We start from the raw sequence: 18,978 nt of genomic DNA on the forward strand, positions 1-18,978 counted from the left end.
TTTACTATCATATATGATATTTTTAAATTTCCTTTCATTTGGTACTGAAAAAACGACTAGAAGCTTTTCTTTCTTGTAAATAGTATCTAAAATGGTATCTTAGTGTTTACTGGTATCTTTTTAGATATTATATTGACTTTCTTCTAGTAATTAGTATTATATTTGATACTTAAATATCAATAGATACTGAGAACGATACCCAGCAGGTAATAAATGGCAAATTTAAGATATGGCATCGTGACCTTTAAAGGGTCAAAGGTGGGGACCCTCACCGAACGGGCTGAAGGCGGAACCTCATTTAAATATGATATCAGCTCTCCAGAGATTGCCTGTGCTTTGCCACGCTCAGAAGGCGAACATATCTATCCTACAGCAATACATCCTGCATTTGCCCACCTTGCTCCTGAAGGTTGGCTGCGGGCCAGGCAATCCTCCATTGCTGATGCGGGCGAAGGTGATGATTTTGGTCTTCTGTTGGAGTTTGGCCGGGATTGCATCGGCGCCATCGGCATTGAAGACCCGGAAGGTCAAGGAAGCCGTGCGGCTTTCATTCAAGGAAAAGATGCCGAGACCCGCGCCATTGCCTCAAACCACCGGACGATTTCAGGGGTACAGGCCAAAATCCTCTGTCAGAAAATAGACGGCCAGTATGTGCCGGCCGATGACACGGGGCCTGCCCCTTATATTGCAAAATTTCCCAGAGAGGACTTGAACGATCTTGTGGGCAATGAAGCTATTAGTTTAGAGCTTGTTCAAAAACTGCTCCCAGATGATGCGGTTACCAAATTTGAAAAATCCTTTATAAAAGATATCCCACAACTTGGCTTGCTTGTTGAGCGGTTTGACCGAATAGAGAACTCTCAGGGTACAGAAAAATTACGTTGTGAAGATTTTGCTCAAATTCTCGCCCATCCACCGGGACGGGATAGAGGCAATAAATATAATGTAGAATATAGCAGCTTGAAAGAGGCCCTCCAATATTCAGCCGCCCCTAAAATTGATACTTATAGAATTTTTAAAAGACTGATTGCTTTTGTAATTTTAGGTAATACCGACTGCCATTTGAAAAACTGGAGCCTTTTAGAAACATCAGGCGAACTTCGGTTATCACCAATTTATGATGTCTTGAATACCTACATCTACGGAGCACAAGGCTATAGCACAATATTTGGTTTGAAATTTAACGACCGGAAATATAACTGGCAGGAATATGACCGGAAGTTACTGGAAGAAATCGGTACAACGACACTCACACTCGGAGAGAAAGCAATCAGCAGAGCCTTCTCTGAAATAGAGAGCTGTCAGGGCGCATTATTCACACGGTTAAATCAACCTTTGCCTTTGAGTGAGGATCGCACCTATCACTACCGCGCCGCCATCAATGAAAAATGGGAGCAGATTTATGGATCACGATAAGAACCTGTCTTTACCGTCCCTTGAAGAACTTGGTAGACAAGTTCGTCTCATACGGAAAAATGAAAAACTATCCCAAAAAAAACTTGCCGATCTCTGCGAATGTTCTCATGTGGCCATTATCCAACTGGAAAAAGGCACGGGTAAACTGAATATCAGCACAGCCTGGCGGATTATGAACACACTTGGGCTTATTAAATAAACCGTCAAATATTATCTTATAATACCCTGCTTTAAACACATATACTACTTGTAGAGGTGGTCCCACTTGGTTGGACAGGTTTGCGGCGATGCTAAGCTTTGTTATGTTGTTTAATGCTATGCCGCGACTTTCTTAATGTCAGGGGCATGCCCCTGATTTTCGATTTTCTGAGTATAGATCTCGTCGGGAGTTTGTCCATTAAAAGTGGAATGGGGTCGAGTTCGATTATAATGGGTCAGCCAAGAGCCAATATTCTGCCGGGCCTGCAGGCCATTTTCAAAGGCATTAAGATAGACACATTCATACTTCAGGCTGCGCCACAGACGTTCGATGAACACATTGTCCATCCATCTGCCCTTACCATCCATAGAGATTTTAATACCCCTATCCTTCAGCGCAGAAGTGAAATCAAAGGAGGTAAATTGCGACCCCTGATCTGTATTGAATATTTTGCTGCTCCGCGCTGACCTTCGGTTCTGGTTGGCCATAGCGGTTGAAAGCCTCTTCGAGGGCCTCCAGACAAAAACTCACATCCATGCTTGTCAATAAGCGTTTAAAATTGACCCCCCTATTTAGTAGTAAGGCCAACATGATATCTGCCCATATATAGCGAGATATCCGGTTGGCCTTGCGTGTATTCAGGCTTGTTTTATTTTCCTGTTTTTACTTTGTGCAAAACGGAAAGAATTGTTTCCAGTTTCAATGATTGAGCAATGATGGGTGACCCTGTCGAGGAGTGCCGTCGTCATTTTGGCGTCACCAAAGACCGATACCCATTCACCGAACTCCAGATTGGTGGTCATGATGACACTGGTCTTCTCATAAAGTTTACTGATCAGATGGAAGAGCAGAGCTCCGCCAGACTTGGGGAATGGGATATAGCCTAGTTCATCGATGATGACACAATCTGTCTGACTAAGCTGGCGGATGAGTTTACCGGTATTGCCTTCAGCCTGTTCCTTGATCAGGGCATTGATAAGGTCAACGGCATTGTGGAACCTAACTTTCTTGCCCTGTGTGATGAGTGAGGTTCCTCCCCAAAATTTAAAAGGCAATGGCAATATGGGTTTTACCGGTTCCGGTGCCGCCCACCAGGATCAAGTTATGCGCATCCTTTGTAAACTGTCCAGTACACAGCTGTTGTATCTCAGCCTGCTTTACAGCGGAGAGTTCATAATCGAATGTGGCAAAGTCCTTATGATGGGGAAAGCGGGCAATCCGCATCTGGTATTCAATGGACCGCACCCGTCTTTCCGTAACTTCCGCCTCAATCAGCTGTTTGAGTGCCGTCGTCAAATTAGGTGGCGTTCTTGCGGTCATCAAGTCCTGTGCACATCCGGCCATACCATGCAGGCGCAGGGCGGCGAGCTGTTCAATCAGAGCATTCATGGTCTGGCCTCCTGCGTTGCATAAAGTAGCTCATAGCGTTTGCAATCGGCTTGCGGGATTACCCTCAGCTGTGGATAGCAATGGGTATCAGGCAGTGGTTCGATCACTGGTTCCACAAGCTGGTTGATCAGGTTGATGATGGCAGGCAGACGCATTGTCTTTTGCTCAACCGCCAAATCACAAGCCATTGCCACAGTCTCCATTCCATGTTGCTGAGCCTGCATCAGCAATTCAACAAAATCCCGATCGCCGCCCTTACTGTCCATATAGAGATCTTTGATCTTGTTCATGGCAGCAGGAAGTTGCCACTCAACAAAAGGCGCACCATCACGCAGAGCACCGGGCTTACGTGTCAGAAGGGGGACATAATGCCATGGTTCGAAGTAGCTGATGTTTTTGGTAAAACGACGTTTGTGTTCAGCGATTACTTCATGATCAGAGATAATAACAATCCGGTCCGCATAAGCCCGTAGCGATATAGCGCAACCAGCATAGCGCGCAGGAACGCTGTAACGATTACTGTCATATTGCACAAGGCAGGTGGAACATACCCGTACCGCTTTCTCTACATAACCATCAAAAGTCTGACCTAAAGGGGCCAGCTCAGATCGTTCCAGTTCAAACATCTCGTCAATCGTTTGGTCCCGCCGTTCGGGATGGCGGCGTGATCCCAGTTCATTACAGCGCAGGTAAAGCCAGTCATTCAAACTAGCAAGATCATTAAAGCTGAGTTTGGGGGTAAACAATTGGCGGCGTATATCTTGGACCTGCCGCTCAACCTGACCTTTCTCCCATCCCGCCGCGGGGGTGCAGGCAACCGGTTCCATAACATAGTGGTTCATAAGCGCTAGAAATCGGGGGTGGAATATTCTGTCTTTTGAACGCGATACATAGGTCACCATCGTCTTGTTCGTTGGGAAAACGATTCACTGGATCGTTTTCTGATCCACCTCACTATCAATGATAACTCGGCGAGGCACACCGTCATAAAAGCTCAAAGCTCGCACAAAGGCAGATAAAACCATCTCCTGGGATTCACATGGGTAGGCTACAATGAACGCTTTGCGACTGTGAGACAGTCTGAAGTGCGCTACCTTGACCTTTTGCTCCACACCACCGAGCACAACATGTTCTTCACTCCAGTCAAACTGTAGCGCGTCCCCCGCCTTGAAACGCAAGGGAATAAAGGCTTGGGATAGCGCGGAGCCATCCTCTTTTAACCGTTTGATAAACCGACAAACAGGGGAATAAGAACCGCTATAGCCTTCCCCTAAAAGCTGCTCAAAAAAGTTTCTGCGCTGTGCGCCGCTCTCGCTTGGGGCGCTTTAAATCCTGTTCAAAATAGAGCGTCAGGCGCTCCTCAAAAGCGGCAAGCTTATGGCGGATCGGCTCCTGTCCGCGATGATAATGCGGCGGGGAACTATCTTTGAGGTACTTCTTGATTGTATTGCGCGACAGACCTGTGTTGCGACTAACTGATCTGACGCTGTCGCCGTCTCGCAGCACGAGACGTCGTATCTTGGCTGCACTTTCCATTAAAATCACCCTTCTTATCCTCCTCGCTTAATCCGCGAGGATGTTAACAGATAAGGTGGGTCAATTTTAAATGCCAATTAACACAGCGGGCATATAATCTGCCAAACAGGTCTTCATAAAAGCCGGAGGGGAGCGTTTGGTTCACACGGCTGAGTGTGGTGCGCCGGACCGACCCACTGCCCAGATGATAGGATAAATGTTTTTGAGAGGCGATGGTGCTTTCAATATCCCGAAGGCTGGAGCGCCCTGAAAGCTGGGCTGTGGACATAGCGACGAACTGCGTCCAGCGGTTCATGGCATCTCTGCGACGCGCTCCATCATGCTTTTTTGCCAGCTGATTAAATTCATGTCGAGGAATGAGTTTTAGGATTTGGGAGAAGATCGTGTTATGATGGGTCATGGCTTAGATCTCTTTGTTATTACTAGGTTTTTTGCAATTCCAGTATAACATATTATAGAGATTTAAGCCGCTTTATTTACGCGCTAAGTGGGACAGCAATGACTCCAGCCCCCAGACCCTAGCTTTATGATCATGAGGTTCAGGTTGGTAAAAGATCAAATTTCTATTTTTAACCTCTAACGTTTTGGAATTTTTCTCTGCCTGCTTTCCGTCTGAGAAAAGCCCAGGCAAAATCCTTAGGCGTATGAAGATCATCCCCGACCAGAGCGAGTTTGTCTTTTTGACTTGGTTTGTTGTCCCGCATCATAATACCCACCATTCATAATCCGCACGTCATCACAGCCCCCTGCCTGTTTAATTATCTATCCCTGAATTATTATGTAGAGCCCTGCGCATTGAAACCGAAAATATCTATTTTCAGGAATCATCTGCATTATGGAAATTATATATTAAAAGTGGCAATTTTATGTTGTCGCTCAACCTATCATTCAATGGAAACTTTCTGAGCATTAGGGATGAGCAAGAGGGTTCCCTTGATCCCTTAAAAACAGTAAAATAAGTGAAAATATAAAGAAGAATATTACGTTTTAGGGACGAAACCCATGGAAAGAAGATCATTATATCTTCCTTTTTGTATCGTATTTTTGTGTAACATAATGGTTGTTGCGCCGGCATTTTCGGATCAAACCAGTTGGACAGAAGAAAAGATTGGAAAGCTTGCTGTAAGAGCAGATAAAGCCGCCGCCCGCCAAGAATGGACGCGCGCTATTAAGTATGGCGAGAAAATGCTGGAAGGCAGCAAAGCCTTTTATGGACCAGAAGCCCCTTATACGGTCACTCGTCTTAAGGCATTGAACAGATATTATGACAAGGCGGGACGCCTTGACGAAATATCGGGACGGGTTAAAAAAGCCTACCACTTATCAAAAGAACATTTTAGGCCCTCCCATACCACGATGGTAACCAGTCGGCTTCTCTATTATAAAACATTACTTGCCCAGAAAGATTTTAAGGGGGCAATACCTTTGGTGCTGGAGAATATATCCATACTTAGGGACAATCGTGATGATGCCTTCAAACGGCTTCATTACTTGGGACAACTTCACGGGCTATACGGCGCAACAAGTCAACCTGCTAAGCAAGAAACGACCCTTCTGGAATTACTTGAGCTCAATAAAAAACTTGTTGGCACGGATATAGAGAGCAATATGAAGATCATTATGAACCTCGCCAAAAGCTATTGTCTGCAAAATAAACCCGAAGAATTTAAGAAATTAATGCAGACTTATGATCTGAAGTTTGAGTGCTGACATCGCAAATTTGAATTCTTTTTGTAGAAAATAGGTTCTTTTCTGATGAACGTCCCGCGCCTTATGTGAATTTACTTCCTGAACTCACATTTTTCATTGCAGGTTTATCAAAAGCAGTTTGCGGGGGGCTAAGAGTTGCTTATGTTGTTCCCCCAGCGGCCTTATTCAAAACATTAAAACGAAGAATTCTTGCCACTCACTGGACATTGCCTCCGTTGATGGCAGAAATTGCCACACGCTGGATTAATGATGGCACGGCGATGACAACATTAAGCACTAAGAAAACAGAAGCCGAAATTCGGCATCGCTTGGCTTATAAAATAATTGGCGCCCCATTTATCAAAGAAAAAGCCGCAAGTTCTTATGTCTGGATTGATCTTCCATCAGAATGGACTGCTGAAATATTCATTAATGAAGCCTTTGAAAATAGGGTCGCAGTTTTGGGAGATGGGAGTTTCCGCGTAACACCTGAAGCTTTAAAACCGGGTATTCGTTTGTGTCTGGGCGCCGCACCTGACAGACAAAGACTGGAAACTGGTTTGATAAAAATAGCGGCAATGCTGAAAGATGGCCCTGGGGGAAGCTTCGGCATTATTTAATAAATAACAAGATGAAATTCCATTGCAAAATTCACTAATTGAGTTTTGCTTAACGGGCGACCTACGCCTTCTGAACAAAAGGATGTTAAATTATGACAGAAATAAATGATATAAACCAATATACGGCTTCTACAAGGTTGCTTTATGCAGATGAAGGTTTTTCAGATGAATGGAGCAGTTCTCCCCCCATTCACCAATCTGTAAGCGGGATTGCAAAAGACGCCGAAGAATTCGCGAAAATTTCATCTGCCCCTTTGGAAGAGCGCTTTTATGCGCGTCACGGCAACCCGACCAGCTCGAGGTTAGCAAAAGTCATTACTAATCTGGAAGGGGGAGAATGCGGCATTGCTTTTGCGGCTGGACAAGGGGCGACAACAACGGCCCTTATGACTTTTCTGAAAGCTGGGGATCATGTTATTGCCCAAAAAAATCATTATATGGGAACCTCTAAAATGGTCACTCAAATATTGCCAAAATACGGTGTTGAGGCAACAGTGGTTGATCAAAGGTCGGTACAAAATTTTGAAGAAGCCGTTAGGCCAAATACCAAACTTATTCTTCTGGAAACACCTGTTAATCCTTTAATGTATATTACGGATATCAAGGGAGTTTGTGATATTGCGCGGTCAAAGAATATCCTGACATTTTGTGATAATACTTTTGCGACCCCAATTAATCAGAGACCCATAGAACAGGGTGTCGATATTGTCATGCACAGTACGACCAAATATATCGGGGGGCATCATGATCTTTTGGGTGGTAGTCTTACTGCGTCAAGAGAACTTTGTGAGCAGATTTGGGATATGAGTATGAATATAGGGGCTATTCCTGCCCCGTTTAATTCATGGCTTGCACTTCGGGGCATTCGAACTTTGGGCCTACGTGTCAAACAACAAAATGCTAGTGCTCAAGCCATTTCAGAATTTTTGGAAAATCATACAGCGGTGAGCCAAGTTTTTTATCCCGGCCTAGAAACTCACCCCCAACATCAATTGGCAAAAAGCCAAATGTCGGGCTTTGGAGGGGTACTCACATTTGTTTTAAAGGGGGGGTATGATGCAGGACGTAAATTTATTGAAAGAGTAAAATTAGCCCATCATTGCTCAATCATTGAAACTGGAAACAATTCTTTCCGTTTTGCACAAAGTAAAAACAGGAAAATAAAACAAGCCTGAATACACGCAAGGCCAACCGGATATCTCGCTATATATGGGCAGATATCATGTTGGCCTTACTACTAAATAGGGGGGTCAATTTTAAACGCTTATTGACAAGCATGGATGTGAGTTTTTGTCTGGAGGACCTCGAAGAGGCTTTCAACCGCTATGGCCAACCAGAACCGAAGGTCAGCGCGGAGCAGCAAAATATTCATACAGATCAGGGGTCGCAATTTACCTCCTTTGATTTCACTTCTGCGCTGAAGGATAGGGGTATTAAAATCTCTATGGATGGTAAGGGCAGATGGATGGACAATGTGTTCATCGAACGTCTGTGGCGCAGCCTGAAGTATGAATGTGTCTATCTTAATGCCTTTGAAAATGGCCTGCAGGCCCGGCAGAATATTGGCTCTTGGCTGACCCATTATAATCGAACTCGACCCCATTCCACTTTTAATGGACAAACTCCCGACGAGATCTATACTCAGAAAATCGAAAATCAGGGGCATGCCCCTGACATTAAGAAAGTCGCGGCATAGCATTAAACAACATAACAAAGCTTAGCATCGCCCCAAACCTGTCCAACCAAGTGGGACCACCTCTGTCATCAGTAATTAGTTGCGTCGGCGTAAGGTCTCGTCGCCTTATTAATCCTGCCTGCAGATCCGACTCTACTGGATAGCCTATGCCTACAATAATGAATCGGGAAACTTCGCCGCTACCCTGTACGTGATTGAGCCCGTTTACTTCCATAGGCCCATTAACATCAGGCATGTAAAGAACAGGAAATTTTTCTGTTCCATCTTCCAGTGACAAAGGGACCTTTACCTGAATCACGTAAGTCTGATCGATAAATTTTTTGATTTGATAAAATATGTATCAATTTTAGGGTTGTGATAGACCTTATCATTCGCATGGACTTGGCTAGCGAATGCCAAGACTAGAAACCCAAAAATCTGAATTTTTACAAGACCCCATGGGCGGATCAATTTGTGAGCAACTGCATTGTTAAGCATGAATGCCTCTCCTATTTTAATTATTATTATTCATTTCCTATTTCCATATTGGCTCAATTCTATTGCATCCATTAGAACATACCGTTTAATTAAAACCACTACCTCTGAGGTAACAGTTAATCTGGAATATCGACTAACCGATACTCAGACTACATGCATTAACCGCCTATTTAAATTTACCCTTATGCAAGACCTCTGAATTCTTGATATATGATTATAATTTTCTTTTTGTTGAGGTCTAATTTTATATATTGATACTTTAATAAGATTTATCTATTAAAATACCACTCAAACTCGCATATCTGATTTAGGAATACGGCACAAAGTTCGATACGTATCCACGAAGGGGAGCCACCTCTTTTCAAGGACTTAGCTCCTATCCCTGTGATAACATTATCCCATTTTTAACAAGCCGGTAAGCAGGCTGACGCAAGGCGAACGTTCAAAGACGCTCCTCTCCTTAAAGAAAACCTACATAAAACCTACATAATTTTCGTTTCTAAAGCGCCCGACTTTTGGCTCTTGTTATGAAACGGAAACTATTGGATTTTTCCTCAACTTTGAATCAATTATTGCATCAAACAACTCATCGCCGGTTAGGCCGCCTATTGTAAGATCAAAGTTAAACGGAACTGGGCCATTGTGAATTTCTTGTGACATAATGCTTCCTTATTATTCTATTTCTCTGACAACACGAAAACCATGAGGATATGCATATATTGACGGGCGCACGCCCCCCCTGAATGATGGCAATAGGGATCTTGCCCCTTCAAAACCATAGTTACCGCCCCGCACACTTCTCAATTTACAATCCGGTATTTCATAACTTTTTGAAGAGTTGGAGCTGGCAACATGGTCATAACCCCGGACGAAACAATCCTGAACCAATTCACTGACATTCCCCAACATGTCATAAAGACCAAAGGGATTCGGACGAAAGTTACCAATGGGAACAGGGGCTTCCAAATAATAACTGACATGGTGTAGACAAGCCTTGCATTTGGCATTCATTTCACCTACCCCATCCCCCCACCAAAATACCGTTTCTGTCCCGGCTCTTGCACCATATTCCCATTCAGCTTCACTGGGCAGCCGATATTTCTCATCTGTTTTTCTACTCAACCATTTCACGTATTCCTGGGCTTGATCCCAGCTTGCATTCATCAAAGGCTGTTTCACACCACCCCACCCAAATGCGCCTGGTTTTTTGCTGCAACCACCGTCTTCAAAACACGTCAAATATTGAGCATAGGTAATCTCAAATCGTCCCATTGCGAATTTCCTGGGGATAATGATCTGGCGCGCAGGAACTTGAAACTTTGTGTAGACCGCCGGCATTTTGACCTTTGGATTTAATCCCATAACAAACTTACCAGAAGGGATCACAACCATTTCGGGGCAATCATCACATTCCTTAAATACTTGACCGGTTTCTAACTCTTTTGTGCTCACGCTTTCATTTGCACACGCATTTAAAGCCAGACAGGAGAAAAGCAAACCGGCAATCGTTAATATTATTTTGCTCATATTCATCCCCCCAACTCCATGACTTTGCGCGTGCCTGTCGCGGGGTCGGTATGGTGGAATTTGAACTTTTTGCCTTTGAAGGGGCCGGTGATTATGTCGGCGCGGATCTGGTTAGCCATCTTGTTCTCCGTTGTGTGGAACGGGCAGATCAGATCGACCAGCCACAGCCCGCCGCGGCGCTCGGCCTGCGGCATTCTTCTCATTCGACGGTTCACTAAACTCGGGAAAGGGTACTTCCACATCACACGCGCCCCCAAACTCTCTGCCAATATATATTTCTGTTAGTCAAATATTAACCACAGGACAGCGACCTTGGCAAATCCTAATTCCCGCTCTAGTCCATATGGACCAGATAATCAGGCCCCCGGCTCTGGAAGACGCACGAAACAGGTAAGCCATTCCATATATTAACGGTCACGGAAACTGGCCCCGCGTCGCCAGAGCCCGATATCGGGCCGCGAGCTCTGGATCGGGCGCCCCGCCGAGCCCCGCCGCATAAATCTCCGCCAGCAGTAGCTGCGCCCTCCGATGTCCCGCGCTGGCGCTGCCGGTATCCATCATCATCACCGTGCCATAGGTCTGCCCGCCCACCGGCGGCATATAGATCGGTGTCCGGCCACTGTGCGGCGTCGCCGCCAGCTTCAGCCAGCGCCGCGCCGTGGCGTAATCCTGCGCATCAAACGCCGCGCGCCCCATCTCATACTGCGCCTGGGCGTCGCCCTGCCCGGCCTGACAGGCCCGGTAGGCCACCGGATCAGCGGCAAGCGTCGCGCAGTCCCGCACAAACATGCTGCAGCCCGGCAGGGTCAGGACCAGCAGGCCGACAAGGCAGAATTTTGTGTGTAGGGTCATCATGGCTTCCCCAAGAGAAATAAATTACGGCGACAGAATTATGGTGACCTGCGTAATTAGCCGTAATTCCGGCGAAGTCACATATGTTTTATACTGTGGTGCGTCCGGTTTACTGATAAATGTATAGTCTGTCATTGATAGTCCCCTTTTGATCCCCGTTTTTAACTTCGCTTAAAATCAGAATAGTGTGGTTAAATTTCAGCCCAATATGTCATTTTTTCCCATCCTTCCATACCTTCTGCTTCCAGCCTGTTCAACAGGGCATCTGCGTAAAAGGGACTGCTAGGATAACGCACATCATACCAGACCGCATGGCCGGCAATCTTATCTTTATACACCGCCAGATGATCATCCCCTCCCGACTTGATCACCCAGCTATAACGATCCGGATGATTGGCAAAATCCCACCCTTCGGCTTTATAAACCCCCCCGAGATCGGGACTGATGGCGTCAAGAAAGCTGCAAATTATAAAAAACCAATATTGCCCGCCGTAAGGCGCACCGTCCCGGCCCAGCACGTCTACCGACACAAACTGATGCACCCCCGGTTCAATATCTTCGATCGCCCGTTTGAGACGATCACTGACCATGGGAAAATGGGCTCCGTCATAATCAAAGACCTCTTTCCCCTTGATCAACTGCACCTGTTTCGGAAAGTACTCCTCCGGCATCGGGCGGCCAAAATCCCATAGTGTGTCATTGCTGTCCAGACAATCCTTATAAAACCTCTTTGCCTTTTCCCGTTCCGCCGGGTCTGTGGCGACAATCTCATTATGGTATTTACTTTTAACTGACGTTGATACTTGTGCAGCCATAGAAAATTTCCTTCTTTTGTACTTTTCCGGATTGCCCACAACCGGATCGTCTAAAAGCGATTATGCAAGATCACGGACATCTTGAGCTAATGTTTTATTTGTGTGTATGTTCATTATTTAGCCCCTTTTAATGTGATCAAATAAAATACATTTTAAAAATTCAATTCATGCTTCGTCATAATGTATGGAGGAAAAATTGGTCAGCCCCGCCGTCCTCAGGGCCGCCACCAGATCATCGGAAACATAACGACCTCGAAAATATTTATCATGCCAGGCATGATGGCCCACGATGGCCTTCTTATCAAAAACCTGTTTTATATCATCCTGCATAGGCAGAAATAGCGTCCCCGGTTCGGTTTTCGGGATTGAATGCGCCCGGTTCAAACTGTCCAGACGGTTCCCAATGACAAAAAGATAGCGTTTGCCAAGATATTTACCGCGCTGTTCAATCTCCATGGGGAAAAATTGATGCACCCCAGGCTCCAACCCTTCCAGGATTTCCTTGAATTGTTCCGGCACCAACAATCCTGCCGCGAGAAAGCCATCAATTTCCAGCAAGGGCTGTTTTGAGGGAGATGGGCCGCCCCGCTTCAGTCGGGTCGGCACATAGGTGGGATCGACCGGACGACCCGTCGTAAAAGGTTCGATATGTGAAATTCGCAATCCGCCATCCTGGCTGCAATCTATAGGCGCAACCTTCTTCATGTCCCCATCCAGAGGGGTATAGGGATTCATAAAAGTCCCATTTTCCTGTTTGCCGCCATGAAAACTATAAGCCATACTATTTTCCTTAATTTGATGCACGCAATTATGTTACCTCCGCCTGCCGTCGGTAAAAAATGAAATTGGTCAAGTTCCGTAAATAAAGTGATTTTCTAGCCATTGCGGCCAGTCAAGCATGACAACACCCCCGCCGATAGCTAAAATACGACACTGCCATCATGCGACCAGCGTCATCGTACTTTCTCTTTATTGGCGAAGAATAGAATCTATTTTGTGTAATTAAATAAATACAGATAATACCCCCCATTTATAGGCTTCCTTCTCCGGCGTTTAAGAAGAAAATTTGTTAATTTCTCAACGTTAACCTGCTTTTCGTTGGGCGACAATAGTCTATTTCTATTAGTTGTGGGCAGCGCAATCTACATTTCTCATAAAGTGTATCATTCATCTACGACTTGTCGAATGCCACAAGACACGCCCAGGTTTCTAAGGATCTATATTTACTGGAGATATTATTGCGGCAGATAGATACAGTTCTCTCAATTGAACGGCCCAGAATTTACTCCTTTTTCACCTACATAAAACCTACATAATGGCATAAAAGTCGAATTTTTCTTGAAATACGTCCCACCCTCCGGCAAGCTAGTCTAGCTTTAAAAACGCCAATTATCTTGTTAAATTATGATGTTATCGAAAAGGCATATCAAGCGGATTTCAAACGACAAAATCATGGTCGTAAACCTGTTAATCTATTTGTCGCAGGTTCGAGTCCTGCTCGGGGAGCCACCTCTTTTCAAGGACTTAGCTCCTATCCCTGTGATAACATTATCCCATTTTTAACAAGCCGGTAAGCAGGCTGACGCAAGGCGAACGTTCAAAGACGCTCCTCTCCTTAAAGAAAACCTACATAAAACCTACATAAAACCTACATAATTTTCGTTTCTAAAGCGCCCGACTTTTGGCTCTTGTTATGAAACGGAAACTGGTTTTTCCCCTCAAATTGTCAGATAATTCCATCAAGGATCTGGAACCCGGCGCCTTACTTAAAAAGGCCTCGCGTCCGCAATATGAAATTCGCAATTCCCGTATTGGCGGCTTTTTTGTCATCGTCGGCAAGAAAACAACCAGCTTCGCCATCCAGGCGGACCTGCTTCACTTCCTGTAAGATCATACTGAGTAATGCCCGGAGTTCAGTTTATTGAGTTTCTCTATTAGGTAAAAAAAGCTGGCTGGATTTCTCCAGCCAGCTTAAAGTGACCCTTCTTAACTTAAAGAGCCATGGGGGCAGAAATTAGAAATTATAGGTCGCTTTAACGTAGTAATAGCCTCCGTTGAAGCCAAATGGCGCAGACCGTCTGGAATATTTAAACACGCCGGGAGAGTCGATGATCCCCGCGATTGAACCGCTCCGAGACTGACCGATCAGGTTAAGGTCTGGCTTGACATCGAACAGGTTATTGACCCCTGCAGTCAACCGCAGACCGGATTCTTCAAAGTCATAATTCACGGTGATATCCGTGAGCCATTTCGCGCCAAACTTTTGCGTGTTGCTCTCTGAATCACAAGCGCCCTCACATACGGTGTAGGTGCCAAACATGCTCGCGCGGGTTTGCACCGACCAAGCACCAGACGCGTAATCCGCCGACAGATTGATGCGGGTTTTCGGCTGCCATTCCTCGATGATGGAAATATCCTGTGGGGTAAACAAAGGTCCCACATCAATGCCCCCGATGGAGCTGACGACCGTGCCGCTTTTGACCTTTGTCTCGGTCCAGTTTGCCGCCGCAACCAGTTTCAGGGATTGATCGCCGGAAAGCTCCACATCATAAGAGGCGACGAAATCCACCCCCTGCGTTCTGGTATCCGCCGCATTGATGAAGAACTGACCAGACGTCGCGCCGGTTGCGGCCGCCACATCCGGGAAGTCCGCAACGATATCGACGGAAGATGAAATGCCGATCCGGTCATCAATATCAATGTGATAATAGTCCGCTGTGACCGTCAGATTATCAAAGGACGCCACAAACCCGGCGCTAAAGTTCAGGGATGTTTCTTCCTTCAGTTCCGGCACGCCAATTGCCTGAGCCAGCGGGCTGTCATTGGTAAAGGTTCCCCGTTCCTGCTGAACGGTTTCCGTACCGATGGTCACGAATTGCGTGCTGGTGTTGTTGGAATATTTTTGCTGCATGGAGGGCGCCCGGAAGCCGGTACTGACGGAACCGCGCAGCGCAAAGCTCTCCGTCACGTCATAGCGCGCCGCGCCTTTAGCCGTAAATGTGCTGCCGAAATCGCTATAATCTTCAAAGCGGGCGGCGACATCCACGGTAAAATCGTCCGTAAGCGTGGCTTCTATATCTGCATAGGCCGCGATGTTATGCCGCCCCTCGTCGCGTTCATTCGCCGGCGAAAATCCGCGGAACACTTGAAAGCCGGATGCATAGGAAACAGGATCCACATCACATCCCGGACAATTGGTATTCAAGGCGCCACCATCGGCATAGGAGACCGGCTCACCTGCAAGAATTTTATATTTCTCATCGCGATATTCCGCGCCGAAGGCCACATTGACCTCGGTGCCACCAACATCGACCGCGCGCGACGCATCCACATTCAGAGTAGTTTGACCAATTTTCAATGTACCGGCTCTGGCCGTTGTCGGGCTGGCGGTTCCAAAGGACGCATTGGCGGAATTGCTGATGATAAATTCAAAGGAGTTGCCCCCGGTGGAAACGCTGGTGTCCAACGTCCATTCCCCCAATGTCCAGTCAATCCCCGCCGCAAGGGAGTAATCCTTGATGGTCGAATTGATTTGCGGCAGAAAGCCATCCGGATAGAGTTCGATAACCGTATTGGCGTGCTGGTTGGCGCGACGATAAAAGCCCCAGTTGGAATTACGCCGATCGGAATAGGTGCCGAACATATAAAATTCCGCATTATCGCTCAACGGAATCCCCGCGTTCAACACAGCCGCTTTCTGTTCGGAATTGCCGTCCCCGATGCGGAAGACGTCACGGTCGAAGGTAGATTCTCGAGGATCAATAGCCACGTTCCCAACGCCGCAGGGTGACTGACCGCCCGTCTCATATTGCAGGCAACCGGTCAGGCCGGAACGGTCCGTGCGTTCACGGTCACGATATTCAACACTCAATGTCACGAAGCCATCGTTGCCAACGTTCATGCCATAGCTGCCATTGGCGACAAATGTGGCGCCGTCACCTTCATAAGTTTGCCCCCAGGATGTGGAGACGTCACCGCCTTCGCTTTGATCGCGCAGTTCGAGATTGATCACACCGGCAATGGCGTCAGAGCCGTATTGCGCCGCCGCGCCATCGCGCAGAATTTCGATGCGTTTAATGGCAACACCCGGAATGGCATTCATATCCACACCCGCCGTGCCGCGTCCCACAGAGGTATTCACATGCACCAGAGCGCTGGAATGACGACGTTTGCCGTTAATCAGCACCAGAGTCTGATCCGGCCCCAACCCGCGCAAGGTCGCGGGGCGCAAGGCGTCCGTGCCGTCAGAGATACTGGAACTTGAAAAGTTAAAGCTCGGTGCCAGTGTCTGCAGCATCCGCCCGACTTCGGTGGCACCGGTATTTCTCATATCCGCGCCGCTCAGGACGTCAACAGGAACAACGGTTTCAAGGGCTGTGCGTCCCTTGGCCCGCGTCCCGAGGGAAACAATTTCTTCCAATTCTGCTGATTTATCTACGGCAGGGTTCTCTTGAGCCATTCCGGCTGATATGGACACCGCCATAAAGAGGGTGGAGCATAGGGCGGTAGCGCCCATGATCTTACCCGCTTGGGTGAGTGTAGTATGTAGCTGTGACATCTGTTGTCTCCCTTGAGATGTGATATTTTCAATATTTTATGTGTCGATCAAAGCGTGTAACTTGCACCAACCTTCGCCCGATAAGAGTGAAGACGACTTGACGGAAGGAAAGTGGAATAAAAAATGAAAAAATGTTAAACTCCCGGGATAACTCAGGAGAATTCAAGTGGATATACAGGCAGTAACGGCATTTTTCATGTGGTGCAGTATCATAAACGGTGGCCTGCTGGTTTTCTGGTTGATGTTTCTTCTGCTGGCCCCTGACTTTACCTTCCGGCTGCAAACCAGGTTCTTCCCCATGCCCCGCGAGACCTATAACCGGATAATTTATGGCTTCCTCGGTCTGTTTAAGGTCTTCTTTCTAATTTTCAACCTAACACCTTTGATCAGCCTGTGGATTATCGCCACATGAACCGCCGCCGCCCGGATTGCGGCCCGACATATTGTGACCAGATAGTGTTTCATGACTTTATTTATAAAAATTCTTCCACAATCCCGACGCGGTATCGTCTTAACCCTCGAAAGAGGTATGTATGATGCTCAAACACCGGTTCAGACTGATAAAGAATAGCGACCATGAGACAGCACAGCTGGCACCGGCGGAGCCTGTGAGCGGCGTCTTCCATGCGGAAATTACCAGACTGTTTCAGGACTATAACGACCCCCTGATCCGCTATCTCACCATCCGTTTGCGCAGCCGTCAGGATGCTGATGAAGTGGCTCAGGAAGCCTACATTCGGTTATTACGCCGCGACAATCTCGACGACATTGACTGTTTCCAATCGTTCCTGTTCAGAACTGCCACCAATATCTCCATTGACCTGCAACGCCAGCGCGCCCGCCAGAACAACAACCACGAGCAAAGCAAAAACCTGTTTCAGACCACCGACGATATTACGCCGGAGCGGGATTTGCGCGGCCGCCAGAAACTGACCGCTTTAAAAACAGCGGTTGAGAAGCTGCCCCCCAAATGCCGCGAAGCATTCATGCTCTATAAATTTAACCATATGGAGTATACGGAAATAGCCCTTGAGATGGGCCTGTCGACAAGTTCGATCCGGAAATATATCACACGCGCCCTCGCCTTTTGTGTGCGGGAGATGAACAAATGACCAAATTCAAAAATACAAATGACAAAACAATGAAAAATAAAGATACCTTAGACCATATTGACGACATCGCACAGGACGCCTCTGTCTGGTTCTTCCGGCTGCAGGACCAGGAGCCCTCGGAAAAACTCTTTCTCGAATGGCAGGCCTGGCTGGCTGAAAGCGACACCAATGCCGCCGCCTTCGCAGAGGTCGAAGCCTGCTGGACCGCCCTTGATGAGATCAGGGAGACCTCCATGACAAATCAGACACAGGTCAACCGCACAGGACATTCCCGGATATGGGCCTACGCGGGCGCCATGGCGGCGTCTGTGGCGCTGTTGGTCTCCGCTGCCCTGTTCACTATATATGGTGGCGGGTCTGACGTGCCGACCGCCACTTACCAAACCGCCTTGTCAGACCATAAAACCGTCACTCTTGAAGACGGCTCGAAAATCACCCTCGGTGCGCGCAGCATCGTCAATGTCAATTACACCGAAGCGCAACGGCAATTGACTCTCGTGCGCGGCGAAGCAATTTTCGATGTCGCCAAGAACAAAGCCCGGCCTTTTATCGTTCAGGTCGGTAAAGGGGCCGTCACGGCGGTGGGCACAAAATTCAACATCCACGCCACAGAACGGGATGTCACGGTAACCGTGCTCGAAGGCACTGTCGAAGTGACGCCATTGATGCAGATGGCCTCAAACACCAGAGCCCGTCTTCCTCGCGTGACGGTGGGAGAAACCATGTCCTACGCCCAGGATGGCACCATGACCGACGTGACACCGGCAAATGTTGACGCCGTCACCTCCTGGGAACAGGGATTGCTGGTGCGTGTGGACACGGCTCTGTCCAGTGTTATCGCCGATGTGAACCGCTACTCCTCTCGTGAGATCATCATTGGCGACCCCGAACTTAAAGACATCAAATTTACCGGCACCGTGTTGAACAATGGCGTTGATGACTGGCTTCAGGGCCTGTCTCTGGCTTACCCAATAAAAATAGTCGACACGGGGCATGACGCTATATTACTGTTAAAGAAGGACGAATAAAACCAATCCGCCACTTCTCAAAAAGGGCGTCTACAATGAGAGGGTCCATTTTAAGGGCCGTCCG

19 protein-coding genes and 3 pseudogenes are annotated in these 18,978 nt (G+C 47.2%); 11 read left to right on the forward strand and 11 right to left on the reverse strand.

Annotation, left to right across the window (positions count from 1 at the left end; all coding sequences use genetic code 11):
• Positions 1-213 precede the first annotated feature (213 nt).
• Together FIV45_RS10305 and FIV45_RS10310 are read left to right on the forward strand one after the other, a co-directional pair.
• On the forward strand, positions 214-1,416 hold the full coding sequence (locus FIV45_RS10305; protein WP_099472338.1) for a type II toxin-antitoxin system HipA family toxin: 1,203 nt from the start codon (positions 214-216) through the stop codon (positions 1,414-1,416).
• Complete coding sequence (locus FIV45_RS10310) at positions 1,403-1,615, forward strand: helix-turn-helix transcriptional regulator (protein WP_165776984.1); 213 nt, start codon at positions 1,403-1,405, stop codon at positions 1,613-1,615. The genes FIV45_RS10305 and FIV45_RS10310 overlap by 14 nt, the downstream gene beginning before the upstream one ends.
• A gap of 116 nt (positions 1,616-1,731) precedes the next feature.
• On the opposite strand, the pseudogene FIV45_RS18715 reads toward FIV45_RS10310, so the two are convergent.
• The 5 genes and pseudogenes from FIV45_RS18715 to FIV45_RS10330 all read right to left on the reverse strand — a co-directional run.
• Positions 1,732-2,167: pseudogene (locus FIV45_RS18715) on the reverse strand (transposase); the annotation flags it as partial.
• 86 nt (positions 2,168-2,253) lie between these two features.
• Positions 2,254-3,004: pseudogene (gene istB / locus FIV45_RS18965) on the reverse strand (IS21-like element helper ATPase IstB).
• On the reverse strand, positions 3,001-3,831 hold the full coding sequence (locus FIV45_RS18610; protein ID WP_204844752.1) for a Mu transposase domain-containing protein: 831 nt from the start codon (positions 3,829-3,831) through the stop codon (positions 3,001-3,003). Before FIV45_RS18610 ends, istB begins: the two are co-directional and overlap by 4 nt.
• A 454-nt stretch (positions 3,832-4,285) precedes the next feature.
• Positions 4,286-4,540, reverse strand: a complete 255-nt coding sequence (locus tag FIV45_RS18615) for a hypothetical protein (protein WP_204602158.1) — start codon at positions 4,538-4,540, stop codon at positions 4,286-4,288.
• A gap of 43 nt (positions 4,541-4,583) precedes the next feature.
• Positions 4,584-4,940, reverse strand: a complete 357-nt coding sequence (locus FIV45_RS10330) for a DUF4372 domain-containing protein (RefSeq protein ID WP_099472369.1) — start codon at positions 4,938-4,940, stop codon at positions 4,584-4,586.
• Between the two features lie 602 nt (positions 4,941-5,542).
• Between FIV45_RS10330 and FIV45_RS10335 the strand changes: the two genes are divergently transcribed.
• From FIV45_RS10335 to FIV45_RS10350, 4 genes and pseudogenes are all read left to right on the forward strand, one after another.
• Positions 5,543-6,250, forward strand: coding sequence for a hypothetical protein (locus FIV45_RS10335; protein ID WP_099472368.1), 708 nt, complete (start codon positions 5,543-5,545; stop codon positions 6,248-6,250).
• 65 nt (positions 6,251-6,315) lie between these two features.
• Complete coding sequence (locus FIV45_RS10340; protein WP_181040057.1) at positions 6,316-6,849, forward strand: aminotransferase class I/II-fold pyridoxal phosphate-dependent enzyme; 534 nt, start codon at positions 6,316-6,318, stop codon at positions 6,847-6,849.
• 92 nt (positions 6,850-6,941) lie between these two features.
• Positions 6,942-8,024 (forward strand): trans-sulfuration enzyme family protein, encoded by a 1,083-nt coding sequence (locus FIV45_RS10345; RefSeq protein ID WP_139932336.1) that lies wholly within the window; start codon positions 6,942-6,944, stop codon positions 8,022-8,024.
• A gap of 86 nt (positions 8,025-8,110) precedes the next feature.
• A pseudogene (locus FIV45_RS10350) lies at positions 8,111-8,545 on the forward strand (transposase); the annotation flags it as partial.
• 1,002 nt (positions 8,546-9,547) lie between these two features.
• On the opposite strand, the gene FIV45_RS18875 reads toward FIV45_RS10350, so the two are convergent.
• Both FIV45_RS18875 and FIV45_RS10355 read right to left on the reverse strand, forming a co-directional pair.
• Positions 9,548-9,682, reverse strand: coding sequence for a hypothetical protein (locus tag FIV45_RS18875; protein ID WP_268939759.1), 135 nt, complete (start codon positions 9,680-9,682; stop codon positions 9,548-9,550).
• A 12-nt stretch (positions 9,683-9,694) separates the two neighbouring features.
• Positions 9,695-10,549, reverse strand: a complete 855-nt coding sequence (locus tag FIV45_RS10355; RefSeq protein WP_181040059.1) for a formylglycine-generating enzyme family protein — start codon at positions 10,547-10,549, stop codon at positions 9,695-9,697.
• A gap of 50 nt (positions 10,550-10,599) precedes the next feature.
• On the opposite strand from FIV45_RS10355, the gene FIV45_RS18720 reads away from it, so the two are divergent.
• Positions 10,600-10,767: a hypothetical protein gene (locus FIV45_RS18720; RefSeq protein WP_235868114.1), complete on the forward strand. Its 168-nt coding sequence runs from the start codon at positions 10,600-10,602 to the stop codon at positions 10,765-10,767.
• Positions 10,768-10,963: 196 nt separating this feature from the next.
• Here FIV45_RS18720 and FIV45_RS10365 read toward each other — a convergent pair whose 3' ends face one another.
• From FIV45_RS10365 to FIV45_RS10375, 3 genes are all read right to left on the reverse strand, one after another.
• Complete coding sequence (locus tag FIV45_RS10365; protein WP_099470750.1) at positions 10,964-11,401, reverse strand: SEL1-like repeat protein; 438 nt, start codon at positions 11,399-11,401, stop codon at positions 10,964-10,966.
• Between the two features lie 191 nt (positions 11,402-11,592).
• A complete protein-coding gene (locus tag FIV45_RS10370) occupies positions 11,593-12,216 on the reverse strand; it encodes an imm11 family protein (RefSeq protein WP_204601940.1) in 624 nt (207 codons plus the stop codon).
• Between the two features lie 165 nt (positions 12,217-12,381).
• Complete coding sequence (locus FIV45_RS10375; protein WP_099470749.1) at positions 12,382-12,996, reverse strand: imm11 family protein; 615 nt, start codon at positions 12,994-12,996, stop codon at positions 12,382-12,384.
• Between the two features lie 913 nt (positions 12,997-13,909).
• Between FIV45_RS10375 and FIV45_RS10380 the strand changes: the two genes are divergently transcribed.
• Positions 13,910-14,104, forward strand: coding sequence for a hypothetical protein (locus FIV45_RS10380; RefSeq protein ID WP_099472302.1), 195 nt, complete (start codon positions 13,910-13,912; stop codon positions 14,102-14,104).
• A gap of 126 nt (positions 14,105-14,230) precedes the next feature.
• Here the strand turns inward: FIV45_RS10380 and FIV45_RS10385 are convergent, their stop codons facing one another.
• Positions 14,231-16,774, reverse strand: coding sequence for a TonB-dependent receptor plug domain-containing protein (locus tag FIV45_RS10385; protein WP_099472301.1), 2,544 nt, complete (start codon positions 16,772-16,774; stop codon positions 14,231-14,233).
• 166 nt (positions 16,775-16,940) lie between these two features.
• Between FIV45_RS10385 and FIV45_RS10390 the strand changes: the two genes are divergently transcribed.
• From FIV45_RS10390 to FIV45_RS10400, 3 genes are all read left to right on the forward strand, one after another.
• Positions 16,941-17,186, forward strand: a complete 246-nt coding sequence (locus tag FIV45_RS10390) for a DUF6868 family protein (RefSeq protein WP_204602144.1) — start codon at positions 16,941-16,943, stop codon at positions 17,184-17,186.
• Between the two features lie 121 nt (positions 17,187-17,307).
• Positions 17,308-17,886 carry an RNA polymerase sigma factor gene (locus FIV45_RS10395; protein WP_099472300.1) on the forward strand — a complete coding sequence of 193 codons (579 nt, stop codon included), beginning with the start codon at positions 17,308-17,310 and terminating at the stop codon, positions 17,884-17,886.
• Positions 17,883-18,914, forward strand: a complete 1,032-nt coding sequence (locus FIV45_RS10400; protein WP_099472299.1) for a FecR family protein — start codon at positions 17,883-17,885, stop codon at positions 18,912-18,914. Before FIV45_RS10395 ends, FIV45_RS10400 begins: the two co-directional genes overlap by 4 nt.
• Positions 18,915-18,978 lie beyond the last annotated feature (64 nt).

It is taken from the genome of Paremcibacter congregatus, from assembly GCF_006385135.1.
Lineage (GTDB): Bacteria > Pseudomonadota > Alphaproteobacteria > Sphingomonadales > Emcibacteraceae > Paremcibacter > Paremcibacter congregatus.

Excerpts from the sequence above, each read along its gene's own strand:
- FIV45_RS10305 (WP_099472338.1), top strand. The coding sequence starts at position 214 with ATGGCAAATTTAAGATATGGCATCGTGACCTTTAAAGGGTCAAAGGTG.
- FIV45_RS10310 (WP_165776984.1), top strand. The coding sequence starts at position 1,403 with ATGGATCACGATAAGAACCTGTCTTTACCGTCCCTTGAAGAACTTGGT.
- FIV45_RS18610 (WP_204844752.1), bottom strand. The coding sequence starts at position 3,831 with ATGGAACCGGTTGCCTGCACCCCCGCGGCGGGATGGGAGAAAGGTCAG.
- FIV45_RS18615 (WP_204602158.1), bottom strand. The coding sequence starts at position 4,540 with ATGGAAAGTGCAGCCAAGATACGACGTCTCGTGCTGCGAGACGGCGAC.
- FIV45_RS10330 (WP_099472369.1), bottom strand. The coding sequence starts at position 4,940 with ATGACCCATCATAACACGATCTTCTCCCAAATCCTAAAACTCATTCCT.
- FIV45_RS10335 (WP_099472368.1), top strand. The coding sequence starts at position 5,543 with ATGGAAAGAAGATCATTATATCTTCCTTTTTGTATCGTATTTTTGTGT.
- FIV45_RS10345 (WP_139932336.1), top strand. The coding sequence starts at position 6,942 with ATGACAGAAATAAATGATATAAACCAATATACGGCTTCTACAAGGTTG.
- FIV45_RS18875 (WP_268939759.1), bottom strand. The coding sequence starts at position 9,682 with ATGTCACAAGAAATTCACAATGGCCCAGTTCCGTTTAACTTTGATCTT.
- FIV45_RS10355 (WP_181040059.1), bottom strand. The coding sequence starts at position 10,549 with ATGAGCAAAATAATATTAACGATTGCCGGTTTGCTTTTCTCCTGTCTG.
- FIV45_RS18720 (WP_235868114.1), top strand. The coding sequence starts at position 10,600 with ATGGTGGAATTTGAACTTTTTGCCTTTGAAGGGGCCGGTGATTATGTC.
- FIV45_RS10365 (WP_099470750.1), bottom strand. The coding sequence starts at position 11,401 with ATGACCCTACACACAAAATTCTGCCTTGTCGGCCTGCTGGTCCTGACC.
- FIV45_RS10370 (WP_204601940.1), bottom strand. The coding sequence starts at position 12,216 with ATGGCTGCACAAGTATCAACGTCAGTTAAAAGTAAATACCATAATGAG.
- FIV45_RS10375 (WP_099470749.1), bottom strand. The coding sequence starts at position 12,996 with ATGGCTTATAGTTTTCATGGCGGCAAACAGGAAAATGGGACTTTTATG.
- FIV45_RS10380 (WP_099472302.1), top strand. The coding sequence starts at position 13,910 with ATGAAACGGAAACTGGTTTTTCCCCTCAAATTGTCAGATAATTCCATC.
- FIV45_RS10385 (WP_099472301.1), bottom strand. The coding sequence starts at position 16,774 with ATGTCACAGCTACATACTACACTCACCCAAGCGGGTAAGATCATGGGC.
- FIV45_RS10395 (WP_099472300.1), top strand. The coding sequence starts at position 17,308 with ATGATGCTCAAACACCGGTTCAGACTGATAAAGAATAGCGACCATGAG.
- FIV45_RS10400 (WP_099472299.1), top strand. The coding sequence starts at position 17,883 with ATGACCAAATTCAAAAATACAAATGACAAAACAATGAAAAATAAAGAT.